This is a genomic window from Oleiphilus sp. HI0066, assembly GCF_001635725.1.
Window position 1 is genome coordinate 1 of sequence record NZ_LWFH01000494.1, and the last position, 844, is coordinate 844.

At 45.1% G+C, this 844-nt stretch carries 1 protein-coding gene; it reads right to left on the reverse strand.

The features are described from left to right. Positions 1 to 844: hypothetical protein (locus A3738_RS30705; protein WP_197473662.1), on the reverse strand; the 844-nt coding region annotated here is incomplete at both ends.

Below are 844 nucleotides of genomic sequence, written 5' to 3' on the forward strand. Positions count from 1 at the left end.
TAACTATCATTAGGACGAGCGGTTGAACGTGGCTGATCATCACTAATTAACACATGCATCGTTGATTGGACGCCATTTGTTGCATCAATGCTCAAGCTCGGAACCCATTTTGCATCTTGAGAAGCGGACTCAATTTGTAAAGTCGTTTGATTAATTTGATTGGAGTCTTTGCAGTCGCCAGACAGGATTTCTGTATCGGAACAAAATAGAGCACGACTCTCAAACAAGAAACGTCCCTCTCGACATGTGCCGGCATCTAGATCAAAGCGAGTACACTCATCAACCGCTCCCTCTAACGGCTCCTGAACGTTACACATCACTTCCATGAGACCCTTGTAGCAGACATTAGAAACAGTTGCGCCTTGGACGTTCGTTGAAAAATATATCCCGGAATCTTGAACCACTGGCCGAGAAATAGATTGCACCAATCGACGACCTAACAATAGACGCTCTCGCACAGTGGCCGGTGCGGTAAGAGGCTGTTTGTAGTAATACACCACTAGAGCATCACGCTCTGTCAGACGTAAATTTAACAACAAAGAATCGTCGTACATCTTAAATTCGAAGCTGCGCATATAGTCTTGGTAGTAGGGCAAAAATGCAGCAAAACTAAGATCATTCGCGACTTCATCAAGCTCATTTAAGTCTTCATAGTTACTGGGCGTGCACAACTCAGATTGGGGTGTTGTTGGCGTGCGCTCTGCGTCTGTCACACAATAATCATTGAGATCATTTGGAAAAGAGCAGTTCAAAGCAAGTGTACAGTCATTCGTTACTTGCCATGCGAAGCCTCCAACGTCATTCGCATCGGCACAAGCTACTGGGTCAGCATTGTAACTACAGT